This window comes from Paraburkholderia sp. SIMBA_053 (assembly GCF_046534895.1).
Classification (GTDB): Bacteria; Pseudomonadota; Gammaproteobacteria; order Burkholderiales; family Burkholderiaceae; genus Paraburkholderia; species Paraburkholderia caledonica.
The window spans coordinates 276,131-300,321 of the sequence record NZ_JAWRXU010000007.1; the positions used below are offsets into that span (position 1 = coordinate 276,131).

20 protein-coding genes and 1 pseudogene are annotated in these 24,191 nt (G+C 58.8%); 9 read left to right on the forward strand and 12 right to left on the reverse strand.

The genetic code is table 11. The annotated features are described in order from the left end of the window. Positions 1-107: 107 nt before the first annotated feature. On the reverse strand, positions 108-3,707 hold the full coding sequence (locus tag SB753_RS22330; RefSeq protein WP_410801846.1) for an indolepyruvate ferredoxin oxidoreductase family protein: 3,600 nt from the start codon (positions 3,705-3,707) through the stop codon (positions 108-110). Between the two features lie 347 nt (positions 3,708-4,054). Between SB753_RS22330 and SB753_RS22335 the strand changes: the two genes are divergently transcribed. Further along, positions 4,055-4,252, forward strand: a complete 198-nt coding sequence (locus SB753_RS22335) for a hypothetical protein (protein ID WP_204522508.1) — start codon at positions 4,055-4,057, stop codon at positions 4,250-4,252. A gap of 158 nt (positions 4,253-4,410) precedes the next feature. Here the strand turns inward: SB753_RS22335 and hppD are convergent, their stop codons facing one another. Continuing rightward, positions 4,411-5,508 carry a 4-hydroxyphenylpyruvate dioxygenase gene (hppD, locus tag SB753_RS22340; RefSeq protein WP_020070832.1) on the reverse strand — a complete coding sequence of 366 codons (1,098 nt, stop codon included), beginning with the start codon at positions 5,506-5,508 and terminating at the stop codon, positions 4,411-4,413. A gap of 173 nt (positions 5,509-5,681) precedes the next feature. Between hppD and SB753_RS22345 the strand changes: the two genes are divergently transcribed. After that, the gene (locus tag SB753_RS22345; RefSeq protein WP_087752481.1) at positions 5,682-6,179 is read left to right on the forward strand and encodes an Lrp/AsnC family transcriptional regulator; all 498 of its coding nucleotides are present in this window, start codon (positions 5,682-5,684) and stop codon (positions 6,177-6,179) included. 84 nt (positions 6,180-6,263) lie between these two features. Here SB753_RS22345 and SB753_RS22350 read toward each other — a convergent pair whose 3' ends face one another. The 9 genes from SB753_RS22350 to SB753_RS22390 all read right to left on the reverse strand — a co-directional run bounded on the left by SB753_RS22350 (position 6,264) and on the right by SB753_RS22390 (position 14,662). Further along, positions 6,264-6,932 (reverse strand): GNAT family N-acetyltransferase, encoded by a 669-nt coding sequence (locus SB753_RS22350; RefSeq protein WP_020070834.1) that lies wholly within the window; start codon positions 6,930-6,932, stop codon positions 6,264-6,266. Between the two features lie 237 nt (positions 6,933-7,169). After that, the gene (locus tag SB753_RS22355) at positions 7,170-7,781 is read right to left on the reverse strand and encodes a TetR/AcrR family transcriptional regulator (protein WP_020070835.1); all 612 of its coding nucleotides are present in this window, start codon (positions 7,779-7,781) and stop codon (positions 7,170-7,172) included. Positions 7,782-7,790: 9 nt separating this feature from the next. Continuing rightward, entirely contained in the window at positions 7,791-8,606 is an 816-nt protein-coding gene (locus SB753_RS22360) for a DUF1835 domain-containing protein (RefSeq protein ID WP_410801849.1), read from the reverse strand. 141 nt (positions 8,607-8,747) lie between these two features. Beyond that, positions 8,748-9,836: a 1,2-phenylacetyl-CoA epoxidase subunit PaaE gene (gene paaE / locus SB753_RS22365; protein WP_310066082.1), complete on the reverse strand. Its 1,089-nt coding sequence runs from the start codon at positions 9,834-9,836 to the stop codon at positions 8,748-8,750. 1 nt (position 9,837) lies between these two features. Next, a complete protein-coding gene (gene paaD / locus SB753_RS22370; RefSeq protein WP_392392897.1) occupies positions 9,838-10,389 on the reverse strand; it encodes a 1,2-phenylacetyl-CoA epoxidase subunit PaaD in 552 nt (183 codons plus the stop codon). Positions 10,390-10,405: 16 nt separating this feature from the next. After that, entirely contained in the window at positions 10,406-11,209 is an 804-nt protein-coding gene (gene paaC, locus SB753_RS22375; protein ID WP_410801851.1) for a 1,2-phenylacetyl-CoA epoxidase subunit PaaC, read from the reverse strand. Between the two features lie 8 nt (positions 11,210-11,217). Further along, positions 11,218-11,502 carry a 1,2-phenylacetyl-CoA epoxidase subunit PaaB gene (gene paaB / locus SB753_RS22380; protein ID WP_020070840.1) on the reverse strand — a complete coding sequence of 95 codons (285 nt, stop codon included), beginning with the start codon at positions 11,500-11,502 and terminating at the stop codon, positions 11,218-11,220. Positions 11,503-11,541: 39 nt separating this feature from the next. Continuing rightward, positions 11,542-12,540, reverse strand: a complete 999-nt coding sequence (paaA, locus tag SB753_RS22385) for a 1,2-phenylacetyl-CoA epoxidase subunit PaaA (RefSeq protein ID WP_131320000.1) — start codon at positions 12,538-12,540, stop codon at positions 11,542-11,544. Between the two features lie 310 nt (positions 12,541-12,850). Continuing rightward, a complete protein-coding gene (locus SB753_RS22390; RefSeq protein ID WP_410801854.1) occupies positions 12,851-14,662 on the reverse strand; it encodes an ATP-dependent nuclease in 1,812 nt (603 codons plus the stop codon). A gap of 313 nt (positions 14,663-14,975) precedes the next feature. Here SB753_RS22390 and SB753_RS22395 point away from each other — a divergent pair, with 313 nt between their 5' ends. From SB753_RS22395 to SB753_RS22415, 5 genes are all read left to right on the forward strand, one after another. Next, positions 14,976-16,181 carry an IS110 family transposase gene (locus tag SB753_RS22395; protein ID WP_410801856.1) on the forward strand — a complete coding sequence of 402 codons (1,206 nt, stop codon included), beginning with the start codon at positions 14,976-14,978 and terminating at the stop codon, positions 16,179-16,181. A gap of 436 nt (positions 16,182-16,617) precedes the next feature. Further along, positions 16,618-18,285, forward strand: a complete 1,668-nt coding sequence (locus SB753_RS22400) for an N-6 DNA methylase (RefSeq protein ID WP_410801858.1) — start codon at positions 16,618-16,620, stop codon at positions 18,283-18,285. Next, complete coding sequence (locus SB753_RS22405; RefSeq protein WP_410801860.1) at positions 18,275-19,297, forward strand: hypothetical protein; 1,023 nt, start codon at positions 18,275-18,277, stop codon at positions 19,295-19,297. The genes SB753_RS22400 and SB753_RS22405 overlap by 11 nt, the downstream gene beginning before the upstream one ends. Before the next feature lie 158 nt (positions 19,298-19,455). Further along, a complete protein-coding gene (locus SB753_RS22410; RefSeq protein WP_410801862.1) occupies positions 19,456-20,511 on the forward strand; it encodes a DUF262 domain-containing protein in 1,056 nt (351 codons plus the stop codon). Positions 20,512-20,513: 2 nt separating this feature from the next. Beyond that, positions 20,514-21,176 (forward strand): hypothetical protein, encoded by a 663-nt coding sequence (locus SB753_RS22415; protein WP_410801864.1) that lies wholly within the window; start codon positions 20,514-20,516, stop codon positions 21,174-21,176. Positions 21,177-21,297: 121 nt separating this feature from the next. Here SB753_RS22415 and SB753_RS22420 read toward each other — a convergent pair. After that, positions 21,298-21,819: pseudogene (locus SB753_RS22420) on the reverse strand (phage portal protein); the annotation flags it as partial. A 662-nt stretch (positions 21,820-22,481) separates the two neighbouring features. Here SB753_RS22420 and SB753_RS22425 point away from each other — a divergent pair. Both SB753_RS22425 and SB753_RS22430 read left to right on the forward strand, forming a co-directional pair. Continuing rightward, the gene (locus SB753_RS22425) at positions 22,482-22,877 is read left to right on the forward strand and encodes a helix-turn-helix domain-containing protein (RefSeq protein WP_410801866.1); all 396 of its coding nucleotides are present in this window, start codon (positions 22,482-22,484) and stop codon (positions 22,875-22,877) included. A gap of 181 nt (positions 22,878-23,058) precedes the next feature. Continuing rightward, positions 23,059-24,060: a hypothetical protein gene (locus tag SB753_RS22430; protein WP_410801868.1), complete on the forward strand. Its 1,002-nt coding sequence runs from the start codon at positions 23,059-23,061 to the stop codon at positions 24,058-24,060. Positions 24,061-24,191 lie beyond the last annotated feature (131 nt).

Sequence of the window (24,191 nt, forward strand, 5' to 3'; positions counted from 1 at the left end):
CTAGCGCCGCGAAAATAAAAACGCCACGGAAAGAGATTCCGTGGCGTTTTTTTATGCGTGCAGCGCGAGTGGAGCGGTGGCCGCGGTCGCCGCGGTCAATACGGCGATCAGGCTGCGTGCTGCGTCGTTCCGGCTTGCGGTGAGCGCCAGCGCGTCAGCAACTCGTTCCACTTCACGCGCACACCCTTCAGGTTGTTCTCCTTGATGTGCCCGAAGCCGCGGATGCCGTCCGGCAGATTCGCAAGTTCCACCGCCAGGTCTCGATTCTGCACGGTCAGCCCGCCGGTCAGTTCCCGCACCAGGGCTTCGTACTCGCCGATCAGCGCGCGTTCGGTGCGACGCTCCTCTGTCTTGCCGAACACATCGAGCGCGGTGCCGCGCAGGAACTTGAACTTCGCCAGCACGTGCATCGCGCTGAACACCCAGGGACCATACTTCTTCTTGATCAGATGGCCGTGGGCGTCCTTTTTGGAGAACATCGGCGGCGCGAGGTGGATATGCAGCTTCCACTTGCCTTCGAAGCTGGCCTTGAGTTTTTCGATGAACGCAGGATCGCTGTACAGGCGCGCGACCTCGTATTCGTCCTTGTAGGCCATCAGCTTGTGCAGATTCTTCGCGACCGTTTCGGTCAGAGGCAACTGGCCGTCGATCGAATCGAGCGCCGACTCGGCCACCCGCACCTGCGATACGAGCGCGCGGTAACGGTCTGCGTACGCGTCGTTTTGCCATGCGGCCAGGTAAGTCGCGCGTTTGTCGATCAGCGTGTCGAGCGCCTTCGGCGTATGCAGGGAAATGATCTTTCCGCTTGGCGTGTCGGACGTGTCTGCCCGACCTTGCGATTGCGCGTACTTGCGCAGTGCTACCGGATCGTGCGCCGCGCGCCGGCCCCATTCGAATGCCGCGCGGTTCTTCTCGACCTGCACATTGTTCAGCTCGATAGCTCGCATCAGCGACTGATAGGTCAACGGCACCCAGCCACGTTGCCATGCGTAACCGAGCACGAACGGGTTCGTGTAGATCGCGTCGCCGAGCAGGGCCACTGCGAAGTGATTGGCGTCGACCGTATCGACGCATTCATCGCCCGCGCCCGCGCGAACGTCGGCTTCGGTGCTGCTGCCCGGAAAGCGCCAGTTGGGGTTCTTGATGAGTTCGGCGGTCGGCGTGTGTGCGCTGTTCAGCACGACACGGGTTCGGCCGGCTTGCATCCGCGACACGCATTCGTCGCTGGCGGTGACGATTGCATCGCAACCGATCACGAGACTCGCTTCGCCCATCGCAATACGCGTGGCGTGGATGTCGCCGGGGTTGTTCGCGATCTGCACGTGGCTCATCACGGCGCCGCCTTTCTGCGCGAGGCCGGTGACATCGAGCACGGTGACACCTTTGTTCTCCAGATGCGCGGCCATGCCGAGAAGTGCTCCGATTGTTACGACGCCCGTGCCGCCCACGCCTGTCACGAGCACGCCGTAGGGACGTGCGATCGACGGGAGTGTTGGCTCCGGCACTGGCGGCATAGCGTCAGCGACGATGCCCGACGCCGCTTTCGGCTTGCGCAACTGACCGCCTTCCACCGAAACGAAGCTCGGGCAAAAGCCGTTCACGCAGGAGAAGTCCTTGTTGCACGTGGACTGATTGATCTGGCGCTTCGTGCCATATTCGGTGTCGAGCGGCTCGACCGAAAGGCAGTTCGATTTCACGGAGCAGTCGCCGCAACCTTCGCACACCGCTTCGTTGATCACCACGCGGCGCGCCGGGTCCGGATACGCGCCGCGTTTCCTGCGGCGGCGTTTCTCGGTTGCGCAGGTCTGGTCGTAGATCAGAATCGTGGTGCCCGGAATCTCGCGCAGTTGGCGCTGCACTTCGTCGAGCTGGTCGCGATGGTGGATGTCGATGCCCGGCGCGAGGCCCACGTTGCCCGAGTATTTTTCAGGCTCGTCCGTTACGATCGCGATTTTCGTCGCACCTTCGGCGGCCAGCTGATGGGTGATCTGCGGCACGGTCAGCACGCCGTCGACCGGTTGACCGCCCGTCATCGCTACGGCGTCGTTATAGAGCAGCTTGTAAGTAATGTTCGCTTTCGAAGCGATCGCCGCGCGAATTGCCAGCAGGCCGGAGTGGAAATAGGTTCCGTCGCCGAGATTGGCGAACACGTGCTTGTCGTTCGTGAAAGGCGCCTGGCCGATCCACGCGACGCCTTCGCCGCCCATCTGACTGAAGGTGCTCGTGCTGCGATCCATCCACACCGTCATGTAGTGGCAGCCGATGCCGGCCATTGCGCGTGAGCCTTCCGGGACATTGGTCGACGTGTTGTGCGGGCAGCCGGAGCAGAACCACGGCTTGCGCTCGACTTCGACCCGCGGGCGCGCGAGCGCTTTTTCCTTCGCTTCGATCACTGCAATGCGCGCGGCAATCCGGGCGCGGACGTCGGAGGGCAGGTCGAATTTGTCGAGCCGCGTGGCGATCGCCTTTGCGATGATCGCGGGCGATAGTTCGTAATGCGCCGGCAGCAGCCAGTTGCCCATCGGCACTGACCATTCGCCGCCCGCGCCGTCTTTCTCGTCGAACTTGCCGAACACACGCGGACGCTGCGCGTCAGGCCAGTTGTAAAGCTCTTCCTTGATTGCGTATTCGAGAATCTGGCGCTTTTCCTCGACCACGAGAATTTCGTCGAGGCCGCGAGCGAAGGCTTGCGCGCCTTGGGCTTCGAGCGGCCAGACGCAACCCACCTTGTATAGCCGTATGCCGATGCGCGAGCACGTTTCGTCGTCGAGACCCAGGTCGGTCAGCGCTTGGCGCACGTCCAGATACGCTTTGCCGCCGGTCATGATGCCAAAGCGCGCATGCGGCGAATCGATTTCGACGCGGTCCAGCTTGTTTGCACGCACGTAGGCCAGCGCCGCGTACCACTTGTAGTCGAGCAGACGCGCTTCCTGCACGAGCGGTGGATCGGGCCAGCGGATGTTCAGACCGCCCTCGGGCATCGCAAAGTCTTCCGGCAGAATGATCTGCGTGCGGTGCGGATCGATGTCGACCGAAGCCGACGACTCGACGACGTCGGTCACGCACTTCATCGCGACCCACAAACCGGAGTAGCGGCTCATCGCCCAGCCATGCAGGCCGAAGTCCAGGTATTCCTGAACGTTCGACGGGAACAGCACCGGCAGGCCGCAGGCCTTGAAGATGTGTTCCGACTGATGCGCGAGCGTTGAAGATTTGGCCGCGTGATCGTCGCCGGCCAGCACCAGCACACCGCCGTGCCGCGACGATCCCGCCGAGTTGCCATGCTTGAAGACGTCACCCGAACGGTCGACGCCCGGGCCTTTGCCGTACCACATCGAAAACACGCCGTCGTATTTGGCGCTTGGGTACAGATTCACCTGCTGCGAACCCCAGACGGCGGTCGCCGCGAGGTCTTCGTTGACGCCGGGCTGGAACACGACCTGATGTGAGGCGAGATGCTGTTTCGCCTTCCACAGAGATTGGTCGAGTCCGCCGAGCGGCGATCCACGGTAGCCGGAGATGAAGCCGGCCGTATTGAGTCCGGCGGCGCGGTCGCGTTCCTGCTGCAGCATCGGCAGACGCACCAGCGCCTGGATGCCGCTCATGTACGCGCGGCCGCGTTCGAGGGTGTATTTGTCGTCGAGCGTGACGGAAGATAGAGCGGCTTCGAGCGAGGCTCGCTGACCTGCGTCTAGCGGGGCATTCATTATGTGTACTCCTCCACCCAGTTTGGGATCGCCAAAACTTATGGGCCGCGGCATCTTGTGAATGCGTAGGGCCGGGGTCGCCATATTGACTTGTTTTAAGTGATGGTAGCACTGGTAAAAACCCGCCGCAGCGGTCGATCGCGGTGCTGCGCCTCGCGACATTGCGCCCGCTTGTGCGAACTTCACCTGACGCTTGAGGGAACCGGTGTAACAAGCTGTAAAAGCTACAATTTCGCGGAACCGCAGCCGACACGTCTGTCTAACAGCGCACCTGTGAGCAATGTCTGTGTAACGCGCTGCATGTTGTGGCGCTTCAGGACAACAGGGCAGTTAGAAAAGGAGTACGCATGAACACTAGAAATATCCAGACCTTCCTGATGGTGTCGGCCGCATTTTTCGCAATCAGTGCGCCGGTTCGCTCGAACGCGAGCACGGGAGCGCCGTCGAGCGTCATTAGCCGTACGGCAGTCGTTGCGCCCGCGCGCGTCGCCATCAATCGCACCGCGCGCGAAAGCGCGTCCGAGAAGAAAGACCAGAATTCCTAACGCGCTGCTAATGCGGCGTATTGCTGGCTGACCCGCCGTCGCTTGAAGTCGAGCGGCGGCGAATACGAAAAGGGCGAGGATCGTACGATCCTCGCCCTTTTCGTTTTATCGGTGCGCAATCTGACTCACGGCCGATTCACGGCCTCGGCGTCACGAATTCACGCTTTGTCCTGCACTACGCCGCGGCGGATCTGATCCAGCTCAATCGATTCGAACAGCGCCTTGAAGTTGCCCTCGCCGAAACCCTGATTGCCCTTGCGTTGGATGATCTCGAAGAAGATCGGGCCGATCTGGTTCTCTGTGAAGATTTGCAGCAGCAGGTCGTCCGGCGCGCCGTCGATCAGGATTTTGCGCTTGCGCAATTCATCGAGCGGTTCACCGTGATTCGGCACGCGGCGGTCGACCAGTTCGTAATACGTGTCGATCGTGTCGAGCAACGAGATGTTCGCCGCCCGCAGCCCATCAACCGTGCGGTAAATGTCGTTGCTGCCGAGCGCAATGTGCTGGATGCCTTCTCCGCGGTACGCATCCAGGTATTCCTGGATCTGGCCGGACGTTTCCGAACCTTCCTCGTTGATAGGAATGCGGATCTTGCCGCACGGCGACGTCATTGCCTTGGACTTCACGCCCGTTACCTTGCCTTCGATGTCGAAGTAACGCACTTCGCGGAAGTTGAACAGGCGTTCGTAGAACTCAGCCCATTCCTGCATGCGGCCGCGGTGCACGTTGTGCGTGAGGTGGTCGATATACGTCAGGCCGTGACCGACGGGATTAGGATTCGCGCCGGGAATCGGCTCGAAGTCGACGTCGTAGATATCGATATCGCCGACGCTGCCCGGCGCTGCGCCGTTCTTGCCGCGCCAACGGTCGACGAAATAGATCAGCGAGTCGCCAATGCCCTTGATCGCGGGGATGTTCAGTTCCATCGGGCCGGTTTTGTTGTCGAAGCCCCATGCGCCTTTTTCGACCGCCTGCCGGTAGGCTTTCCCCGCGTCCTGGACGCGGAACGCGATCGCGCAGATCGACGGGCCGTGCAAGCGCGCAAAGCGCTGCGCGAACGAATCCGGCTCACCGTTGACGATGAAGTTGATGTCGCCTTGCCGATATAGCGTCACATCTTTATGGCGATGCCGCGCAACGGCGGTAAAGCCCATCTGCTCGAAAAGCTTGCCCAGCGCCTTCGGATCGGGTGCGGTGTATTCGATGAACTCGAAGCCGTCGGTGCCGACCGGATTTTCCCAAGTTGCAACCTGCATTGTCTGTCTCCATGTCGAGGGCGCGTCGCGCCGGTATCGCGGCTACGGATGTTGCGCCGCGACCGAATGACGCAAGTGTAAAGGCGGCTTCGCGGCGAAAACTTGCGAACTTAATCGCGTCGAGCTACGCTCGCGCTATTTTCTAGCTCCATATGAGGAGCGCGGGGCAGAAAGTGGCCAATATAGAGATAGACGCGATCGACCGGCGTATTCTGGCGATTCTTCAGGAGAACGGCCGGCTGTCCAACCAGGAAATCGCCGAGCGGGTCAATCTCTCGCCGAGCCCCTGTTTGCGACGCATACGGCGACTCGAAGAGAGCGGCGTGATCCGCGGATATGTTGCGTTGCTGGATGCCAAGCGCCTGGGGCTCGATCTGCTCGCGTACGTCAACGTGCGGTTGGAAAAGCGCGGCGGGCCGGCGTTGAGTCCGCGCGGGGACGCGACGCACGCGGATCTTTTCCGTGCCGCCGTTCAGGCATGGCCGGAGGTGGTGGCGTGTCACGCTATGACTGGCGACATGGACTATCTGTTGCGCGTACAAGTGGAAGACATGGCGCACTTTTCACGCTTTGTGCAGGACCAGCTGTTGCATCACCCGTCGGTGATTGACGTGAAGACGAGCTTTTCGCTCGAAAAAATCAAGGAGACGACCGCGTTGCCGATCTTATAAGTCGCGCGTGCAGATCCACCCAGGAAGCAAAAAGGGCAGCCCTGAGGCTGCCCTTTTTCATGTTCGCCCGCTGCGGCCGGACGTTCAGGCTGCGGCGGCTGTCGGCATGAAGCTTTCCAGCAGTTTCGAAGTACGCCGAGCTTGACGTTTGAGCGCGTAGTCAAACACAGCGGCTTGTTCCTGCAGCATCTCCGTAATGATGCTGGTCTGATCCGCCGGCGGCAGCGTCAGATAGGCGTCCGCTTCGCCGTACGCGTACTCGATCTTCATGCCCGCTTTCTTCGCGATGTGCATCATGGTCGAATTGCGCGACAGGCAGTGCATGTACAGCATGGTGACATGCGTGTTGCGGCTGCGGATTGCAGCGCGCTCGAACAGCTTGGAGCCGATACCTTGGCCGCGCACGCTTTCGAGCACGGACACGCCGAACTCCGCCGTACGCTTGTCGCCTTCGGCGGGCAGGTAGGCGAGGTGACCGACGCCGGTGAGCTGCAGCTGATCGTCGAACACGCCGAATACGGTGTCGCGCGTGAAATCGATTGCGCGCACGTAATTCTCGATAACGTGGTCCGGCACGATTTGCCCAAAGCGCAACAGGCGGTCGTCTTCGTCTAGCGTGAGAAAGTGAGCCAGCAGGCGTTCACGGTCGATCGCAGTGAGTTCACGAACCAGAGCAGGTGCACGACCGGCTGGCAGCGACGCGCGATCGTGCGCGACGATCGGCTCGGCGGCGCGGGGTGTAATCAGGTTCATGGTCAGGTTCTCCTTGTGATCGTGCGGCGTTGTTGCACCGCAAAAACGATTGTAACGGATATGCGAATCCCGCACTAGGGAAAACCCGTACCAAACTTGGAGGTTGCTGTCTAAACTTCCGGTGCTGCGCTGTTAAGTTTCTGAATATAAACAAGAAATTAAAAAGAACGAGCGTTCGTACGTGTTGTCGCACCCACGCAACTTACGCAGATTTCAGTTCGCAGAGCGCTGTCCTGGCTATTTCACGGCCGCCGATCCCAGCCCGTGATCGACCATCGCCACAACCTGCTCCGCAAATTCCCGGTAGCCCATGCGCCCGCCTGGTTTAAGCCAGGTGAACGTCCAGTTGATCATGCCGAACACCATCATCGTTAGCGCGGTCTGGTTCTCGCGCGTGGCGCGCTCCGGATAGGCGCGCGCCAGCTGCCGCGCGAACGCGGCTACGACATCGCGCTGGCGGTTGAGGATCACCTCGCGCTGCGCGTCGACGAGATATTTCACGTCGTTCAGAAGCGCAACATGCCGGCTGTGCGAGGTTTCGTATTCGGAAAGAAAGGCGCGGATCAATTCCGCGAATGTCTCGCGCTCAGTCAGGCCGCGACGCTGGCTCGCGCCCTCGACCTCCGCAATGATCAGCATCAGCCGTTTGGTGTAACGGTCGAGTAGATCGAACAGGATCGCTTCCTTGCTCGCGTAGTAGTGATACAGGCGCGCTTTCGACGTGCCGCTCGCCGCGGCGAGATCTGACATCGACGTGCTCGGATAACTCGTCTGCGCGAACTTCGCTGCTGCTAATTCGAGAATCTGTTCGCGCTGGGTTTCGTGGTCGGGCGCTCGGGTGCGGGCCATGGTGTCCGTTTATTGATGTGGGCAAGGTGCGAGCGCTGCGCACAGTTCCAGCGTGCGCCATGCGTTGGCGTCGCCGCGCAGCCTGATGCGGCGGGTCGCGGCCATTTCGCGGAAGCGCCAGAGCACGATGCTGTCGCTGACCAGAAACCACAACTCAGCGGTCATCACCTCGGCGGCCACGCGGGCGGCGGGTTGCCAGTCGGCGGTGACGTGTTCGAGTATCAGAGCGTCGAGATCGGCGAAGCTGCCGCTCGTGAACGTGTTGTCGCGCCAGCGCCGCGTTTCGCCGTTCGCATGTTTGGCTTCCTGCCACTCCAGCGCGAGCCGGCTGATCCGCAAGACGGAAATGGGCGCGGCGTCGGGCAACCGCCCTTGCAAGACAGCCGGCGCGAACATGCCGACGGACGTCGCGCGGTCCCTGCGACTATGCGCCCAGGCGCCGGCGTCAGTGAGGTCGCGGATCGACAGACGCACTTCGTTCAGACGCTGCGGATTGTTGCGCAGGTAATAGCACACGCGACGAAGCATCAATTGATCGGATGCGCTTTCGCCATGCCAGACCACCAGATTCGTGTCGTCGCGCGCAATGGCTTGCAGCGCTGCAGCGTGCTCACGGAACTCGCGAAGGAAGTCGCGCTTCGTGTCGGTGCTCACGCGGTCCCAGAAAGCGGCGCGCACTTCGGGACCGTCGTCGATGCCGCGTAGCGGCCCGACCGCCAGATCGTCGCGCAGTGCGTGCACGCGATCGTTGCGTCCCACTTCGCGCAACGCGGTGCGCAATGATTCTGCGGCGACATCGCCGTTGGTGAGATGGATGGTGCTCATCGGCCGTGAGTGGATTCTTGTTGGGCGATTGCCAAAGGGGCCGCTCGCAAGACGGACTCGACGGTCCGGTTGCAAGCGGCCCCTAGTGTAAGCGGATCGCGGAACGGCTCAAAGCTTCGCGGCATCAAGTCCCAATCACGCTCAACGCTCGTCGTAGCTCACTACCACGCGGTCGCTGACCGGATGGCACTGACACGTCAGCACGAAGCCGTCGCGGATTTCGTGCTCTTCCAGCGTGTAGTTCTTTTCCATCCGCACTTCGCCTTCAACCACTTTGGCGCGGCACGTGCAGCAGACGCCGCCTTTGCATGCATACGGCAGCGCAAGGCCTGCGCGCAGACCGACGTCGAGTACGCTCACGCCCTGATACGGCAGACGCAGCTTGCGGCGCTTGCCGTCGAGCACGATTTCGAGGTCCGCAGCGGGCGTGTCTTCGGTGATTTCGACGGGCGGCACGCCCGCCTGGGGCAGCGGCGAGCCGAAGCGTTCCACGTGCACCTTTTCGGACGGCACGCCGGCAGCTTTCAGCGCGGCCTCGGCGGCGTCCATCATCGGCGCGGGACCGCAGATAAACGCTTCGTCGACGGAATCCGCCGGCACGAGGCTGTCGAGGAACGCCGCGCACTTCTGCTGGTCGAGCACGCCGTTGAACAGTTCGACGTCCTGCAAATCGTCCGACAGCACGTGATAGAGCACGAAGCGGTTCATGAAGCGGTTCTTCAGGTCTTCCAGCTCTTCCGCGAACATGATCTGGTCCACGCTGCGGTTGCCGTAGATCAACGTGAAAGTGCTGCGCGGTTCCAACTCGAGCGTCGTCTTGATGATCGCGAGCACCGGCGTAATGCCCGAGCCGCCCGCGAAGGCGACGTACTGCTGGCCGTGATCCGCGTTCAAATGGGTGAAGAAGCGGCCGTCGGGCGTCATGACGTCAATCGTGTGGCCCGGCTGCAAAGTATCGAAAGCGAAGTTCGAGAAGCGCCCGCCGCGCACGCGCTTGATGCCGATGCGTAGTTCGCCGTCGCGGTCGTAGTCGGTGACGCCCACGCAGATCGAATACGACCGGCGCGTTTCCTCTCCGTCGATGTGGGTTTTCAGCGTGACGAACTGGCCCTGCGTGAAGCGATAAAGCTCGCGCAGTTCCACGGGAACTTCGAACGCGACCGAGACGGCGTCGGCGGTTTCTGGCCGCACTTCGCGGATACGCAGCGGATGGAATTGCGGAGTGGCCATATCAGTATGGTTTGAAGTAGTCGAAGGGTTCGCGGCAGTCGATGCAGCGGTACAAGGCTTTGCAAGCGGTCGAGCCGAACTGCGCGAGTCGTTCCGTATGCGCCGAGCCGCACCTTGGGCAGGACGGCGCGGGCAGCGCGCGCGGCACGAAGCGCAGTACTTTTTCCTGTACGCCGGCAGGTCCGGCCGCCGACCCGCAATTGCCCGTGGGCGGCGCAATTCCGTAAGCGCGCAGTTTTTCGCGGGCGTCGGGCGTCATCCAGTCGGTGGTCCATGCGGGCGCGAGGACGGTCGAGATCCGGTACGGTTTGAGTTCCGCGACGTCGAGCGCATGCGCGACGTCTTCCGCGATCTGCGACATTGCCGGGCAACCGGAGTAGGTCGGCGTGATTACGACTTCGAGTGCGCCGTCCTCGGCGCGCCGGACGTCGCGCAATATGCCGAGTTCGCGAATCGACACCACCGGAATCTCCGGATCGGGCACCGCTTCGAGCACGGCCCACGCGCGTTGGACGGATGCGTCGGCTCGTGGCGTCGTAGTCGAGGTCGTCATCGTCGAATGGCCCGTATTACCAGGTGGCGCCGGGATGCTGGCGCGCCAGGCTTTGCATTTCGGCCAGCACGAAGCCCATGTGCTCGGAATGCTCGCCGTGCTTACCGGTCGTGATGTGCTTGACTGCTTCGGGCAGCGTGAGCGTGGCTTGCTCGAGCGTCGCGCGAACGTCGTCGAGCCAGGCGGCTTCGAGATCTGCGGTCAGCGGGCCAATGCCTGAGGCGGCGATGGTCTCTTCGACAGGATCGGTGCTGAAGAACTCACGCGTGTACGGCAGCAGATAGTCCAGCGCAGCCTGCGCGCGCCGATGCGATTCCTCTGTGCCGTCGCCGAAGCGGATCAGCCATTCACTCGCGTGATGCACGTGGTAGCTGGCTTCCTTGATCGACTTCGACGCGATCGCGGCAAGCTGGGCGTCCGTCGATTGCGTGAGCGCCGTCCACAGATGCGCCATCAACGTGGAGTACAGAAAGTTGCGCACGATAGTGACCGCGTAGTCCTTCTCGACTTGTGCGGTAGCCGACAGCGGACCGCAGTGCGGCAGTTCGGCGAGCGTGTAGTTCGTAAATTCACGCTCGGCGCGAAAGTACGCGTAATCGTCTTCCGTGCGCGTCTTGCCGGTGAGTTGCTGTTCGAGCGAGGCCGCGTGCGTATAAAGCAGGCGCGCCTGGCCGATCAGATCGAGGCTCATGTTCGACAGCGCGATGTCTTCTTCGAGAATCGGGCCGTGGCCGCACCACTCGCTATTGCGCTGACCGAGTATCAGCGCGGTATCCGCGAGGCGCAGCACGTATTGCAGATGTTCAGGCGTGATGGTCATGGCCGCGCTTACATGTGGTTGACTTCGTCGGGAAGCGTGTAGAACGTCGGATGGCGATAGATCTTGTCGCCGGCCGGGTCGAACAGTTCGGGCTTGTCTTGCGGCGCGGACGCCGTGATCGCCGATGACGGCACGACCCAGATGCTCACGCCTTCCTGACGGCGCGTGTAGACGTCGCGCGCCATGCGCAGCGCCATTTGCGCGTCGGCGGCGTGCAGGCTGCCGCAGTGCTTATGGTCGAGTCCCTGCTTGCTGCGCACGAAGACTTCCCAGATTGGCCATTCCTTGTTCATTCCTGATCTCCTGATTCTTTGCCGGGCGTGCCGCGCTTGTCAGGCGGCGTGCTGTTGTGCGCGCTGGCGCTGCTTTTCGGCGTGGGCGAGGGCGGCTTCGCGGACCCAGGCGCCCTCGTTATGAGCTTTGACGCGGGTGCCGAGACGCTCGCGGTTGCACGGGCCGTCGCCGTTCACGACGCGCCAGAATTCTTCCCAGTCGATGTCGCCGTAGTCGTAATGGCCGCGCGCCTCATTCCATTTGAGGTCTGGGTCGGGCAACGTGACGCCGAGGACCTTGGCCTGATCGACGGTGGCGTCGACGAATTTCTGGCGAAGGTCGTCGTTCGAAATGCGCTTGATGCCCCATTTCGACGACTGATTGCTATGGATCGAGTCCTTGTCGCTCGGCCCGAACATCATCAGCACCGGCCACCACCAGCGGTTCACCGCCTGCTGGACGAGCTCGCGCTGAGCTTCGGTACCCGACATCATCGCCATCAACGCGTCGAAACCTTGGCGCTGATGAAACGACTCTTCCTTGCAGATGCGGATCATCGCGCGGGCGTAGGGGCCGTACGTGCAACGGCACAGCGGAATCTGGTTCATGATTGCCGCGCCGTCGACCAGCCAGCCGATCACGCCGACGTCGGCCCACGTGGGCGTTGGGTAATTGAAGATGCTCGAATACTTCGCTTTGCCGGAATGCAGCGCCGCAACCAGCTGGTCGCGCGAGACGCCGAGCGTTTCCGCCGCGCTATATAGATAGAGACCGTGGCCCGCTTCGTCCTGCACTTTGGCGAGCAGGATCGCCTTGCGCTTGAGGCTCGGTGCGCGCGTGATCCAGTTGCCTTCCGGCAGCATGCCGACGATCTCCGAATGCGCATGTTGCGAAATCTGGCGCACCAGAGTCTTGCGGTACGCGTCGGGCATCCAGTCTTGCGGCTCGATCTTGCCGTCGGCGGCCATCACGGCGTCGAACTGGGTCTGCTCGGGCGACGTCGCGCCAGCGTCCAGCGAAGCGACGTTGCCGGGAATATCCAGGGATTGCGTGTACATGGGGACTCTCTTTGCGGGAGTTGTCTGGTGCGAACAGTATAAACCAACCGACCGGTCGGTTAATAGATTTTTTTGAGACGAGCGGGGCATCTGTCGGTTGCCATGTAAGTCGAGCCGATTGACATCTAAGTTGAGCAGCTCTAGGTGTGATCCAGCTGCGCTGTTAGGCTGGATACTTATGTCGCACGCGACGTTGCGGCTTGAGCCCACACCACACGGAAACTATAGTCGGTGCTCGCCTATACTGTGGGCGAGCACCGAGCGTCCCAAATCACGATGCGGCGAGACCTGTTGAGCCTTCGGTCTTCCCTCAAAGATCCTTCGCGCTGACTGCTATTCCCAACTCGTCAATGCTCGACCAAGGCAGTGCGCCGGACGGAAGCGCGTTACCGTTCATTGACAAGAAGGCGAGCAATTCTTTCACTTTTTTTCTCGCCTCCGGATCCTTTCTCACTTTCTCCAAAGCGCCATACGGTTTTTCTCCTTTAGCCGGTTCCCCGAACATAGCCTCTTCGAAATTCGGAATGGATGCGACGAGCGTAGCATTTCCATTGGGCGCGCTTGATACCACCTCTAGTATTCGTTCATTGGCTTTCCAAGCTGGATTAGCTTGTACCTCACCCTTCCTAGTTGTTATTGTCCTTGAATCCGCGTCATGCAAAACGGAGTAAGGACTTCCAAAATGATTAAGAATTTTGCATAGAGCAATAATTGTATATTTCCCCCTCGCCCTTACCACGTGAACGTCGCCAAACGTTTTCTTGTCGGAATTAATTAGTTCTCGGAATGCCGAATGCTCAGTATCGCCTTCAACAATAATTGTCTTTCCACCAAAGAAGAATTCGGCCACGTGAGGGTCATACATATTGAGAAGCTTCAGCTCTTCCTTATCGTCGTCGGTTAATTGCGCTCTGGCAGGCCGAAAAATCGTTGTCCCTGATACTTCTCCTCCTACCGCGCGTTCAACGCGAACAATGGAGGTGTTGTCGCGTGACAGATCTATGAATACAGGTGAATGTGTTGTAACCATGACCTGCCATTTCCCGGATTTCGGCAATGAGTAAAGAACATTGCATGCGTCGCGGATGGCGCTGGGATGAAGGCACATTTCCGGCTCGTCTAGCAGCAATACATGGGGTCGTTCTGTTGCATCAGACTTGTCCTTGGTTCGCCTATGTTCTGCCAAAATACGAAGCGCAGTCCAAAGTAGTGTCCTGCGAGCACCACTTCCCTGTCGCTCCAATGTGGATTGGTGGCCGTCAGTAGGTCCCATCCGTAGAAGTGGTAATGATTTGAAGAAAGATACTACCTTTTCCAAATCATCTTCCGGTCGCGCGTCTAAAGTTATCGAATATCCTGGGAATACATCGGAGATTGAATGATTAAGACTGTCTCGCACGTCCTTAATCGCCGTGACAGCGTCTTCGGCAACTTGTTTCCGTAGTTCTCCCACCGACTGAAGAAGAAGTTCGTAATCACTCTTTTCTGCTGCGCCCTCGCTTTTCTTTGAACTAACTTCTTTCACTTTTTCTTTTATCGCTTCTTGCAATAATTCTATTATTGCCTCTGCTTGCTTTTGAGGGTCATCGAATGCTTCAATACGATGCGTTTCCGGCCTATTCACTTGAGCGACCGCGGCGACTCCCCATGGCCCATGGTTTTCATCCCATCGCCCGGATTCAACGTTAAACCCTCGTTTTTCAGGCTTACCTATATCTTTCCACACCCAGCGCTCTCGGACATGACGATCTCCATTTTCTTTGACGTCAATCCAATGCTTTGCAGGAGGATTACTATTGGCATAAAGAACTGTTTCTAATTCAATTGTCGGATACAAATCAGAGTCTTCGGCAGACGGAACTTTTGCATTGGGAAAATCTTCAATGGCCAGCTCGTTTAACTTCCCAGCCTGCATCACTACCTCATAAGCGCGGAGAACTGAGCTTTTCCCCGCGTTGTTTGGCCCTACCAACACCACAATATCGTCCAGCTCGATCGTTACCGGAGTCTTTCCGATAGCTCGAAAATTCGCTATTACTAATTTATGCAGGCGCGCCCGCGGAGCAACTTCCAACTTCGTGTCTGCTTTTGCCATAGCCTTACTCGCGGAACTCATTGCCATACGGTCCTCCCGATTATGTACGCGGTCACATTGCCGCGTCAGCAATATGGCATTGAATGGCATAAATTACCGTATTATTTTCACCCCGTTACTATCTTCCCGCCTCGATAATCGAGGCTTTGGCCAGCCAGGCCCGGCATGATTCTCGCCCCCAGTCGCAGTCATGATCCGGGGGTGTTGTCACCGGGTCTGGTGGGTGGCTGGTGATCGCTAATAGGGGCTCGGCTGGGATATTCCAAGGCCGTCCGTAACGTGGATGCCGAGACTTGCCACCGTTGTTGCAGGCCAACTCGTTCAATCTGCACAAACTTCGATGCAAGAATTCCAACAACATGACGCCGTCGATGTCTTCATCGGTGTCGACGTCGGTAAAGGCCAGCATCACGCAGTAGCACTGGGTCGAAATGGCAAGCGGCTGTACAACAAGGCGCTGCCCAATGACGAGACCAAGCTGCGTGCCCTGATCGCCGAACTCAAGGTACATGGCCGCCTTCTCTTCGTCGTCGACCAACCCGCCACCATTGGCGCATTGCCGGTGGCTGTCGCCCGAGATGAAGGCGTTCTGGTTGCCTATCTGCCCGGATTGGCAATGCGCCGCATTGCCGACCTGCATGCAGGTGAAGCCAAGACCGACGCCCGCGACGACGCAATCATCGCCGAGGCTGCCCGTTCGATGCCGCATACACTGCGCTCGCTTCGGTTGGCTGATGAACCGCTCGCCGAGCTGACCATGCTGTGCGGCTTTGACGACGATCTCGCCGCTCAAATTACCCAAACCAGCAACCGCATTCGCGGCCTGCTCACCCAGATCCATCCCGCACTTGAGCGCGTTCTCGGACCGCGCCTCGACCATCCAGCCGTGCTTGATCTACTCGAGCGCTACCCGTCTCCAGCGGCGCTTGCAGCAACCAGCGAGAAGACGCTTGCCAACCGACTAACCAAGCTCGCGCCACGCATGGGCAAGGGATTGGCCGCCGAAGTCGTTCAGGCGCTGGGTGAACAGGCCGTGATCGTGCCCGGGACGCAGGCCGCCACCATCGTCATGCCGCGCTTGGCTCAGCAACTTGCCGCCTTACGCAAACAGCGCGACGAAATCGCCGCCGAAGTTGAGCGGCTGGTGCTTGCTCACCCTCTTTGGCCGGTCCTGACCAGCATGCCGGGAGTCGGCGTCAGGACCGCCGCCAGACTCCTCACCGAGGTCGCGCACAAAGCATTCGCTTCGGCAGGTCCCCTGGCGGCCTACGCTGGCCTCGCACCAGTTACGCGGCGCTCAGGCTCATCCATCCGTGGCGAGCATCCGTCCAGGCGCGGCAACAAGGTGCTCAAACGCGCCTTGTTTCTATCGGCCTTCGCGGCCTTGAGAGACCCCATCTCACGGGCTTACTACGCACGCAAGGTCCAACAGGGCAAGCGACATAACCAGGCGCTCATCGCACTCGCACGGCGACGCTGCGACGTCCTGTTCGCCATGCTGCGAGACGGCACCTTTTACGAACCCAAGTCAGCCCCTAACGCTTGACGAACCACATAGGGGCACCCCCCGGCAATATCTGCGTGGATGGTTGGTGGGCACAGAACGAAGATGTGGGTTTCGTTATTCCCCCATTTCACGTCGACGCATGGTCATAAATGCTCGTCACCCGCCGATCCGACTGTCGTGGCATGGGGTGCCATCACCTCGACGACGGGTTTGCAACCGGGCTAAAATTGCGCGTCGTTAGGACGCCCCGGGCAGCATGGTGGCCCAGTCGAACATAACTCGATAGTCGCCAGCTTCCTCACAGGCTCCTCTAGTAGGGTCGGTTCGTGGAATTTGCTGCCTACGCCCTCAAGATCAGGTGCGCTGAACAGTTTGATAAACAAGAAGGTAACTTGACAATGAACTCCCGCTTCGGCGAAGCCGGCACGGCAGGTCTCCGCATGAAGGCCCGTGCCGCTGCTCCTAGGATTTGCAAGTGACTCTAGTACGTTCCATCCATCCCAACGACACGCCCGCACTCCGCAAGGAGCGAGGGGCCTTCTTCACGCCCGACGAGATCACCAGGTTCGTGGCCAATTGGGCCATTCGTAAGTCTGACGACCAAGTGATGGAACCCTCGGCCGGCGATGCCGCCTTCCTTGTCTCCGCCGTGAGCCGTCTTCGCGAACTTACGTCGGACATGGATGCGCGTCCGACCGTAGACGGTGTCGAGATTCACGCCCACAGTGCGCACATCGCCCGCCAACGCGTGCGGGAAGCTGGTGGTAAAGCTCAAATCCGGCACTGCGACTTTTTTTGCGTCGAACCCGAACAGGTCTACGACACTGTTATCGGCAACCCGCCCTACATCCGCTATCAGGACTTTTCGGGCGAGTCCCGTGCTCGATCCCGGGAGGCCGCCCTCCGAGGTGGCGTCTCGCTCACCGGCCTTGCCTCCAGTTGGGCCGCATTCACTATCCACTCCGCGCTTTTCCTGAAACAGGGTGGGCGGCTCGGGCTCGTTCTCCCGGCCGAGTTGCTTTCGGTGAACTATGCGGCACCCGTGCGCCGGTTTCTATTCAACCGCTTCCGCGACGTGCAACTCGTGCTCTTCGACGAGCAGGTGTTCCCCGAAGCCGAGGCCGATGTCGTGCTACTCCTAGCCGACGGTTATCTTGCAGGCCCCGCACATCACGCGACCATCCGGCAAGCGAAGAACGCCGCTGACCTTGCGTCGCTTGGTGCAGGACTGATTTGGACGCCGACTGACCCGGCGGCCAAGTGGACCAGCAGCCTCATCGACCCGAAAGCGATCGAGCCGCTGCACCGGCTACAGCAGCGAGGATTGTTTACGAGCTTGGAGACATGGGGGGACACCACCCTCGGCATCGTCACGGGCAACAACAAATACTTCACGCTCTCGCCTCAACGTGTGAAGGAACTCGGCTTGCGCCGCAATGAGCTGCTGCGCGTCTCGCCGCCTGGGAGTTCCCACCTGCGTGGTCTCTCGCTCTCCAAAGCTATGCTCACCGAGCTGGGCCGAGAAGGTCACGCTACCTACCTCTTTTATCCGAGCGATCCACCATCGGCTGAAGCAGCGGCATACATCGAAGACGGCCACCGGACTGGTGTCGATACTGCATACAAGTGCCGCGTCCGCAAGACCTGGTACCAAGTGCCGCTCGTTCCAGCTGCGGACCTGCTATTGACTTGCATGAACGCAGACACGCCCCGACTCACAGCAAATGACGCTGGGGCACGCCACCTCAACTCGGTGCACGGCGTCTACCTTGATGCAAAAAACCGTGAACTTGGCCACGAACTTTTGCCGCTAGCGAGCCTGAACTCGGTCACGCTGCTGCACGCAGAGATGGTTGGTCGCGCGTACGGCGGAGGGATTTTGAAGATCGAGCCGAAGGAAGCAGACGTCTGGGCAATGCCCTCACCCGCGTTGATCATGGCCCATGCTGGCGCGCTTCGCGCAATCAAGCAACAAGTCGCCGAGCTCTTAAGCGAAGGCAGGCTGTTCGACGCTGTAAATGTCGTCGATAAAGTCGTCCTTGCAGGCTGCGGTGACTTGACGGCAAAACAGATTAAGCAGATCCGACAGGCGCGAGCAGAACTCGCCAATCGCCGCACAATGAGGGCATCCAGTGGCCGCTAAACAATCTGCAAAAGCAGAAGCGTGGGTCATTTTCGACCGGATCGTCTCCCTCGCCGCCCCCGGCGGTGTGCACAGGAATCCTTGGATCAAGACCGCCGACGGCCAGTTGCGCTTCGAGCCGGACTACGACACGCTAGTCAAACTACTGGGCGTTCCTCTTTACCTGAAGGCGGGGACCCAATCCGGAGTTCCGGCGTTAGCCCTCGATGTATGGCTGAGCTATGAGTTGCGACGGGCGGGCTTCGATTCAGATCAGACTTGGCCGCGCCCAGTCCACCCGCGCATCCTCCCGGCGGCTGTAGCGTCCTTGCTGAAGGCATTGCCTCGCAAGATCCGAGATGCGGTGGCGGACCGTGTGAACAACCAACCTTCGATCCCTGACGTTACGTCCTCCAGCGCATCCATCCTTGGTAAGAACTACCTTAAGCAGGTTGACGTCATCATCACAGACTGGGCCACGGGGCCGGAGTTGCTGATTTCGACGAAGCGCATGGACTCCTCCTACGGCAAAAACGCACCGAATCGAATCGAGGAGTCATACGGTGACGCTAAAAACCTGCGATTGAGACACCCCCTCGCGGCTCTCGGCTTCGCGTTTGGGCTTCGCTCCGACATCCTTCAAAAGGAGCCTAAAACTGCCGATTGGTTGTTCGACCTACTCGCCAAGCTCGGACGTGAAGACGACGCATACCACGCCACCTGCTTAGTCTTGATGGAATACTCAGACGAAGCCGCAATACCCGACACCGGGGAAGAGAGGCCCGCTGAAGGTGTGCCGGAACCCGGGCCTGAATTGGTCGGAGAAGAGGATGCACCAGCACCCGTCCCCGAGTCGGAAGTCGATCGTGAGATTGCGCAGCTTCCAAAAGTGACGATCGTCGAAGAAAGGATCCCAGAGGAGCTTGCACCTGGCCGCTTCCTCACGGCGATGGTCTCGCGTGTCCTTGGCGCTACGCCGGTCAACATGCACGAGGAAGCGCGGCAACGTCGTGCTTCGCCAGAGCTACGATAGTGACTCTCGCTGTAGGGTTTGTCTGTCGCGTTGAGTCGCCTTGGTAGCCACAGCAATACAGGTCGGCGGCACGTTGCGACGCAGCACATCGTTCCGCGGGTTGCGCGCTAGTAGGTTAGGAAATACGGTGATTGGTCTGAGAACCATAAGGACTAGCAATGAAGGTCGAAGAAGGCAAATACTCGCTTGCCGAGTTGGTAGATTGGTTTAGAAACCGGGTCCTTATCGTGAACCCGGAATACCAACGTGGGGGCGGCCTGTGGCCACCGGCCGCAAAGAGCTACTTTATCGATACGATCCTTAGGGATTTTCCGTTTCCGAAGGTGTACTTTCACGAGTACGTCGACAAAGGCACAAGAAAGCCCCGTCGAGAGATCGTCGACGGGCAGCAACGACTCAGTACCATCGTCGAATTCGTCGATGGCAAGTTCGCTCTCGGACGAAACGCCCGCGAACACGAAGGGAAACACTTCGAAGATTTACCCGAAGAAATTCATGAAATTTTCTGGTCCTACACGGTATCAGTGGACGTGATCCGAAACGCAGATCGGTCTGAGATTTTGCAGATGTTTCGGCGTATGAACGCATTCACATTACCCTTGAACGAAGCGGAAAAACGTCACAGCGAATTTTTCGGAGAGTTCAAAGATTGGGTAAATGAGACTCTTGATCGCATTGGATCGGTCCTGATTGACTGGAAGGTACTGACAAGCCGTCAAATCGTCCGGATGGCTGACGCTGAATTCATCTCCGATCTTGCACTCGCCGTCGAAGAGGGCATCGTGAGCACAAGTCCCGCTAAACTCCGCGGCCTGTACAAACGAAATGATGTCTTGTTCTTAGACGTTCAATCAGTCGATGAAAGGGTCATAGGGGCGTTTAACGCCACACTTGAACACCTCTCTGCGATTCAAGATACGTACGCAACGAAATCTCATGTTTTCCATTCGCTGCTTTGTGCGTTGATCCATAACCGTTTTGGGCTGCCGGGCGTCGAAGCTACGACTGGCATTGCCCCCTCAGGGACGTATTTCGCTGACGCAGGGAGAGCAGTTGAATCTATAAAGCGACTGGCCGCCGCACACGAAGAAAAGGACGTTGGAGAGTTCAGCGAGTATGTAAGAGCCGCGTCAGAAGGCGGCAATCGCGGCCCCCAAAGAGCAATTCGAGTGAAGTGGTTGTGCCGAGCGCTTCTTGGCGAGTTTGCGCAGTAACCATGAGTCTCTACGACGCGTGGACGGCGCTTTGTGACGAATTCGATCCACTCATCAATCACCTCAGGGACTTTACTGCAGCCAGGCCAATTATCTCAGCATCGGCGCATTTCGTCACTGAGGACGAGTGCCTTCTGGAAGGCTTGCTTTCGCGAGTATGGCAAGCATGGGGTACCTTCTGCAGGGCGTGTGTAATGGAGTCATGCGTCGGAACTATCGACGGAGCGGGGGCTCCGATTGTGCCGCATCCGCAAGCAGCATCAGAGGCGCACGTATCCGCAGCGGCGATTAACGCGAAAAAGAAGCCAAACCCACCGTTCTGGGGATCCACGAATACCGTGCTACGTCATGAACCCACATGGGGGGATGTTGACCTACTCACGAAGATAATTCCGCGGCTTCATCCGTCGAATGAAGCGCAGCTTATGGCCGCGTTTTCATCCGCTCATCGAAGCGCGAAAGCATTGCAGCTCATTCGAAACGCCGCAGCGCACAACAATTCGGAAACGCGGGCCGCACTACAACCTCTTTGGTCGAGATTTGTAATTTTCCCCACGACTCACCCGATCCAGTCCCTGTATTGGGTTGAGTCAAGTACACACGATTATCTGGTGTTTCATGCCGTTGAAGAGTTGCGCGATGCTGGCCTCGATGCCATTTCGTAGCAGCAAATTCGTCGTTAGTCTAATTAGTGCTTCCAGACAGGCCCGCCAAGGGCGACTTGCGCCATAGTGCCATCGATCAACTTCCAAGTGCGCGCCTACCCGGCGGATTTCGACACCTTAATCAAATTGGATTGGAGCGCACAACCTCGTCGCCGATCCAATCATTGAGCTGCGCGAATCGCCGTTGCAATGGCTCGATCTCGTTACGCCCGAATGCCGTGGCCGCCGTGTCGGCCACGCCAAACCCGCCGGTATTGCTCAGCACCATCCGATGAGCTGCGGGGGATGCGATGCGTCGCGAGCAAGTCTGGCGCGTCACATTCTTGATGTTGATACCTCGTCTTTCGCCGTGACCTCGGAAACGGGAATGACCTGGATGCCGTCTTTCTTGCCATTCGGCGCGTACATGAACAGGTTTCGGAAATTGCCTGGCCCTTTGCTGTTTTTCAGCGCTGCACGCATGTCGTCGACGTCGGTTTGCGGCTGCGCCGCATCCGTCATATACAGGATGAACCCCCGTGCGAACCATTCTCGTATAACGCCGGCGAGATAGCGTCGCCGACTCGTTCAACCATGCCGCGTGCGGGGTGCCCAGATATTCGGGCAAGTCGCACACTTCTTGACTAATGTCCGGTTACATCAAGTGATGCACGGTGCCGGCCGCGGACAAGTGCGACGCTTGACACCTGTTGGCCTGACAGAAGCGTTGCAGGTCCGTCGCGCGACGCATATATCTGGCGGGCGGCCCGCTCGAACGCGAGCTGGCCGTCTAGCCGGCTCTTTCGTCGTTCAAGTTCCCATCGCCGAACGTGAGGAAATCGAGCGCCCATTTGTCGAATATCTCGAGCGTGAGCAACGTGTGCGGAATGAACGTCGCGGAAAGCGCGTCGTGCTAGAAGTAGCTCGCGGAGTCGATTACCTGTTGCGTCGCTTAGCAAGGGCTGTGATCGAGCTGATGGCGAATGCTTCGTCGGCCGTTGGACCAGCAGTATCGCCGGACTGTATGGGCTATGAACCGCGAAATTCCATTGAAAAAAATTCGTAAGAATATTCTTTCTTGTCGAGCGCCAATTTCCTGTTCGGAATTTCGCGACTAGGTCCGTGCTACCGCGACAAATTCCCAAGGAGACGAAGATTTTTTCTTCAAAGCATGAGAAGTTGCCAATTGGGAAACAAAAAAATATATTAAATTTATTTATCAGTAGCATTCCTAAGAAAATATGCAACCCATGAGATAACTCACTGTGTCTTGACTGTCTGATTCCTGTCACGTATTTTTGTTCAACGTGACAGGATCGTCCCGACATGGAAGTCCCAATTCCGAAAATATCTTTCGCCGAATGTCTTCTGTTGATCCGTCGTCGAAGCGGTCAAAAGCAGAAGACCGTTGCGTACCGAAGCGGCGTCGATCCGTCATACCTGGCGTCGCTGGAAACCGCTAGGCGTCAGCCCCCCTCGCCTGATGTGTTGGCTCGAATTCTGGACGCTTTGGACGCGAGCCAGGAAGACCGCCGGCTGTTGCAGCAACTTGCCCTCTCTCGTCGCCTGAAAACCCAACTGTCGCAGCAGGTGCCACCCGATATGGCGGACCTGTTATGCGCGATCACGACTCTCTCCACGGACCAACTCAAAGCTACACGCGCTTTCCTGCGGCATTTGACAGCGTCGGAGAGAACAATCGAGCAGGAGGCCACCATGTAAACGAGAACGGCGAGAAAACCCTTTCGAGTTTCCCCGCCGTGTGCACCCAGCAATGAGACTGAGCGACTTAGGAATCTTCAGTATCACTCCGCGCTGCGTGCCACGTCAAGGGACCCCTTTGTCTAACATTTTCTGAGCGATACCAGATCTGGCATCTGGTATCCCAGAAAAGGGACCTGCCATGCCAGCAAAAAAGAGCACCGAGACGGCTACAGCATTATCCGTAGATTTAATCCAGTGGAACAACTTCGACATGCTTCCTCCGGTAGGTGACGGGCCGGCTAGAGGGATCGTCAGAAAAACGCCATATCGAATCGTAGGTGGGTTGGACGTGCCGGGACGAACTGTCTATCCGGCCGAATGGGAGTCGTATCTTGAGCGAGCCTCAATATCCACGCTTCTCCTGTGCCAGGACGTTGAATCCTTCGCGACGCAGCCCCAGGAGTTGATCTATCAGCTTAGAGGCCTGCCTCGGTCTTGCTTCCCTGATCTGTTGATTACGGGAGACTTTGGGAGCGCATACGTTGAAGTAAAGCCTCTTGAGATCTTGGTCCACGATGAAAACATCGAGCGATACATTGAGGTCGCTAGGAGGCTTCGAGCTGCTGGTAGCGCAATATTCTTTTTTGTCGACGCCGACATACTCGCAAAGCCGCGCGTTCAGACCGTCATGTTCCTCAACCGGTACGCGCGAACTCTCCTGTCGACGGAAGCACTTAACACGATGCGACAGATCACCGACAAGAGAATTCTTCCCCTTAAGCAGCTACAGACAGAGGCTGGCCTGACCTTGCGCGATGTCTACGCAATGTTGGCACAACGGCATCTATCCGTGGATTGGTCAACCCAATTGAGTAGCGACTCGCTTGTTTGGTTGCCCTCCAAATCCCTACCGGGCTTATCTTTTGGCGCCATTCTCGCTTCGAGTCAATTCAGTGATCTTTTGGCGGACCTCTCTTTGGGTCGTCGACCGACGGATAAACGCCAGTTGGCGCTTGCGAAGGCTGGTAGACAACGAATCCGTCGTCCTGCAGGACTGTCAATGGTCGGCGATTTTCCGAGCCGAAAGGCCGGAGGTCGTGTCTACGAGCCTCTCGATCTACTTCGAGACGATGACGGTCAGTCAACTAAGAGGGATGGAGAAAAAACTCAGGGAGCGGCTAAGAGGAAGTCCGTAAAATGAACGTATTTTCTTTCCGTACCTCGTGAATAATCCGAAGGATTCCTACGAGTCCATGACGCCGATAGACCGAATAAAGTCACCTCGCTTTCCTCGCGAAAGTTTTCTCAAAAGGAAATTGGAGTGCCACTTCG

Coding starts and splice junctions, on each gene's coding strand:
- SB753_RS22330 (WP_410801846.1), bottom strand. CDS start 3,707: ATGAATGCCCCGCTAGACGCAGGTCAGCGAGCCTCGCTCGAAGCCGCT.
- SB753_RS22415 (WP_410801864.1), top strand. CDS start 20,514: ATGAGTCTCTACGACGCGTGGACGGCGCTTTGTGACGAATTCGATCCA.
- paaC (WP_410801851.1), bottom strand. CDS start 11,209: ATGACCATCACGCCTGAACATCTGCAATACGTGCTGCGCCTCGCGGAT.
- SB753_RS22355 (WP_020070835.1), bottom strand. CDS start 7,781: ATGGCCCGCACCCGAGCGCCCGACCACGAAACCCAGCGCGAACAGATT.
- SB753_RS22410 (WP_410801862.1), top strand. CDS start 19,456: ATGAAGGTCGAAGAAGGCAAATACTCGCTTGCCGAGTTGGTAGATTGG.
- SB753_RS22390 (WP_410801854.1), bottom strand. CDS start 14,662: ATGGCAATGAGTTCCGCGAGTAAGGCTATGGCAAAAGCAGACACGAAG.
- SB753_RS22430 (WP_410801868.1), top strand. CDS start 23,059: ATGCCAGCAAAAAAGAGCACCGAGACGGCTACAGCATTATCCGTAGAT.
- SB753_RS22335 (WP_204522508.1), top strand. CDS start 4,055: ATGAACACTAGAAATATCCAGACCTTCCTGATGGTGTCGGCCGCATTT.
- hppD (WP_020070832.1), bottom strand. CDS start 5,508: ATGCAGGTTGCAACTTGGGAAAATCCGGTCGGCACCGACGGCTTCGAG.
- SB753_RS22425 (WP_410801866.1), top strand. CDS start 22,482: ATGGAAGTCCCAATTCCGAAAATATCTTTCGCCGAATGTCTTCTGTTG.
- SB753_RS22350 (WP_020070834.1), bottom strand. CDS start 6,932: ATGAACCTGATTACACCCCGCGCCGCCGAGCCGATCGTCGCGCACGAT.
- SB753_RS22395 (WP_410801856.1), top strand. CDS start 14,976: ATGCAAGAATTCCAACAACATGACGCCGTCGATGTCTTCATCGGTGTC.
- paaA (WP_131320000.1), bottom strand. CDS start 12,540: ATGTACACGCAATCCCTGGATATTCCCGGCAACGTCGCTTCGCTGGAC.
- paaE (WP_310066082.1), bottom strand. CDS start 9,836: ATGGCCACTCCGCAATTCCATCCGCTGCGTATCCGCGAAGTGCGGCCA.
- SB753_RS22360 (WP_410801849.1), bottom strand. CDS start 8,606: ATGAGCACCATCCATCTCACCAACGGCGATGTCGCCGCAGAATCATTG.
- paaD (WP_392392897.1), bottom strand. CDS start 10,389: ATGACGACCTCGACTACGACGCCACGAGCCGACGCATCCGTCCAACGC.
- paaB (WP_020070840.1), bottom strand. CDS start 11,502: ATGAACAAGGAATGGCCAATCTGGGAAGTCTTCGTGCGCAGCAAGCAG.